Source organism: Variovorax sp. 01T439_2, from assembly GCF_056398445.1.
Window position 1 is genome coordinate 1 of the sequence record NZ_JBFTPJ010000754.1, and the last position, 2,963, is coordinate 2,963.

4 protein-coding genes are annotated in these 2,963 nt (G+C 67.2%); 1 reads left to right on the forward strand and 3 read right to left on the reverse strand.

The genetic code is table 11. The features are described 5' to 3' along the window. On the reverse strand, positions 1–345 hold a 345-nt coding region (locus AC1DOC_RS27185; protein WP_478130873.1), incomplete at its 3' end, for a LysR family transcriptional regulator. Between the two features lie 259 nt (positions 346–604). On the opposite strand from AC1DOC_RS27185, the gene AC1DOC_RS27190 reads away from it, so the two are divergent. Beyond that, positions 605–973, forward strand: a complete 369-nt coding sequence (locus AC1DOC_RS27190; RefSeq protein WP_278879461.1) for a LamG domain-containing protein — start codon at positions 605–607, stop codon at positions 971–973. Between the two features lie 88 nt (positions 974–1,061). On the opposite strand, the gene AC1DOC_RS27195 is transcribed toward AC1DOC_RS27190, so the two are convergent. Continuing rightward, the gene (locus AC1DOC_RS27195; RefSeq protein ID WP_436037287.1) at positions 1,062–2,222 is read right to left on the reverse strand and encodes a magnesium transporter CorA family protein; all 1,161 of its coding nucleotides are present in this window, start codon (positions 2,220–2,222) and stop codon (positions 1,062–1,064) included. Positions 2,223–2,225: 3 nt separating this feature from the next. Then, a partial coding sequence (gene hemB / locus AC1DOC_RS27200) for a porphobilinogen synthase (RefSeq protein WP_478130874.1) occupies positions 2,226–2,963 on the reverse strand: 738 nt, incomplete at its 5' end.

Sequence of the window (2,963 nt, forward strand, 5' to 3'; positions counted from 1 at the left end):
CATGAAGTCGGCCAGAAGGCCCGGGAACTCGCCGTTGCCCATGCCATGCGGCGCCGAAATCCGCAGCCGGCCGCCGGGCTGCCTGGCGCGCTCCTGCAGCTCGGCCTGCGTGAGCTCCACCATTTCGAGCACCGGGGTGCTGCGCTCGAGCAGCAGCTGCCCGGCATCGGTCAGGCTCACGGAACGCGTGGAGCGGTTGAGAAGGCGCACGCCGAAGCGCGTTTCGAGCTCCGCCACGTACTTGCTGACCGTCGCCTTCGACATGTCGAGCTTCTTTGCCGCGTGCGAGAAGCTGCCATGCGAGGCCACTTCCCGGAAGGTTCTGATCAGATCGAGACTGTCCATGTCAAAGCGCCCATTGTTTCCGTTCCGCGGCCGGCCCGCTTCGATTTTCGGGGAAGCCCCGGCATTTGCAGGCGCCGGTGCGCGCTCGGTTCGTGTGCATGCCGCCGGCGCGTCATTGTTTCAATAGAGGAAACACCGTGTCTCTGTTCCGCGTGATTTACACCGGCCGTTCAGTTGGAAACTCGCCGCACAGGTGAGCACGAACGAATGAACGAGCGAGCCTGGTGGACGAACCATCCAACCAACACAAGGAATTGACATGAAGACCTCGCACATCCTCGCCGCCGCTGCCCTGACCCTGCTGGCCGCCACCGGCGCCCAAGCCGAAACCTACGATGGCGTGAACACCGCCGTCTCGACCAAGAGCCGCGACGAAGTCAACGCCGAAGCCGTGCGCGCCGCATCGGCCCCCAACCAGAACGTGACCCGCGGCTCGCGCGGCCCGGAAACGGTCGCCGTGTCGAAGGACCGTGCGCTGGTCGAAGCCGAAGCCGTTCGCACCGCCTACGCTCCCGACCAGAACGTGACCTCGGGCTCGCGCGTCAACAGCAAGGTCGTCTCGACCATGCCCCACCCGATGGACGCACGCGTCCAGGCCCAGCAAGGCTCGGGCGCCGTCGCCAAGTAAGACCGGCGAAACCGCTGCTGCCCCTCGCGGGCAAGCAAAAAGGCCACGCATTTGCGTGGCCTTTTTGCTTTCAGGCGGGTTGCGCGCTTCAGCGCGTGCGCGCCAGGTAGCGCTTGCGCCAGAACACCAGCACCAGCAGCAGCGCGATCACCAGCATCGCGGTCATGGCGATCCAGAAGCCATCGGCCTTGTGCACCAGCGGAATGAACTCGAAGTTCATGCCGAAGATGCCGGCAATGAGGTTGAGCGGCAGGAAGATGGCCGTCAGCACGGTGAGCACCCGCATGATGTCGTTGGCGCGGTGGCCCTGCACGCTGAAATGCATCTGCACCGCGGTCTCCGCGTTCTGTTCGAGCCGGCGCACGTGGTGCACCACGCGCTCGATGTGCTCGAGCACGTCGCGGCTTCGCACCATGATCAGTTCCCGCTCGCGCTGCTCCGCCTCGCCCTTGGCTGGGGGCAGCGTCTCGAGCGAGTCGATCCAGTCCTGGATGGCCGCGCGCTGGTCCTCGCAGATCTCGTCCAGGTGGTGCAGCGACTGCCGGGCTTCCATCAGCGCGCCCCAATTGGTGAAGCGGCTGCGCGGATCGATCAGCTCGGTCTGCCAATGGTCGAGCTGGCGCGTGAGTTCGCGGCGCATGTCCAGGTAGCCGTCGACGATCTGGTTGATGACGCGCAGCATCAGGTCGGCGGTGCCGGTCGGCACGCGGGCCGAGGTGGCGCGCACGTCGAGCGCGGGGGCGCCCTTGTCGTCCGGCGAGCCGGCGGCGAGCAGCCGGGCGGCAAACAAGTCGCGCACCGCGCCGTCCTCGGGGTGCACCGACAGCAGCACGCGGTCGAACAGCGCGAAACCCACGGGGCGGGTGTCGACCCGGCGCAGCACCGGAGGGCCGCGGCGCAAGGGTGCGGGAAGGGGCGGCTCGCCGCCCGTGGTGCCCTTGCCATTGCCCAGCGCCGCCTGGCCAGGGCCGCTCGAAAGGCGCCGGAACACCAGCACGTCGTATTGCGAGGTGTAGTCGTAGTGCGAGGGCAGCTGGTCGTTGAGCAGGTCCGCCACATGCAGGTCGACCAGCTGCGCCTGGCAGAGCGACTGCAGGATCTGCTGGACCGCGGGCAGCGAGGCGCGGAATTCGTCCCGCGTGAGCGAAATCCAGAGATAGCCTTGCGCCGCGCAGGCCCCGGGCAGCGCGAGCGGAGCCAGCGCCGGGTGCTCGCTCACGCGCGAGGGGTCGATTTCGAAGATGCGCATGCGCTATTGTTTTTGCAGCAACCGCGCGGCGTCGAGCGCAAAGTAGGTGAGCACGCCGTCGGCGCCGGCGCGCTTGAAGGCGAGCAGGCTTTCGAGCACCACCGCATCGTGGTCGAGCCAGCCGTTCTGGGCCGCGGCCTTGAGCATCGCGTATTCGCCGCTCACCTGGTAGGCGAAGGTGGGTACGCGAAATTCGTCCTTCACGCGGCRCACGATGTCCAGGTAGGGCATGCCGGGCTTGACCATCACCATGTCGGCGCCCTCGGCAATGTCCAGGCCCACTTCGCGCAGCGCCTCGTCGCTGTTGCCCGGGTCCATCTGGTAGACCTTCTTGTTGCTCTTGCCGAGCGTCGCGGCCGAGCCCACGGCATCGCGGAACGGGCCGTAGAAGGCGCTCGCGTACTTGGCGCTGTAGGCCATGATGCGGGTGTGGATGTCGCCGCGGGCTTCCAGCGCGGTGCGGATCGCGCCAATGCGCCCATCCATCATGTCGCTGGGCGCCACAATGTCCACGCCGGCTTGGGACTGTGTGAGCGCCTGCTTCACCAACACTTCCACGGTGGCGTCGTTGAGGATGTAGCCGGTGTCGTCGAGCAGGCCGTCCTGCCCGTGGCTGGTGTAGGGGTCGAGCGCCACGTCGGTCATGACGCCGAGCTCCGGAAAGCGCGACTTCAGCGCCGCGACCACGCGCGGAATCAGCCCCTCGGGATTGAAGGCCTCGTCGCCCGCGGGCGTCTTGAG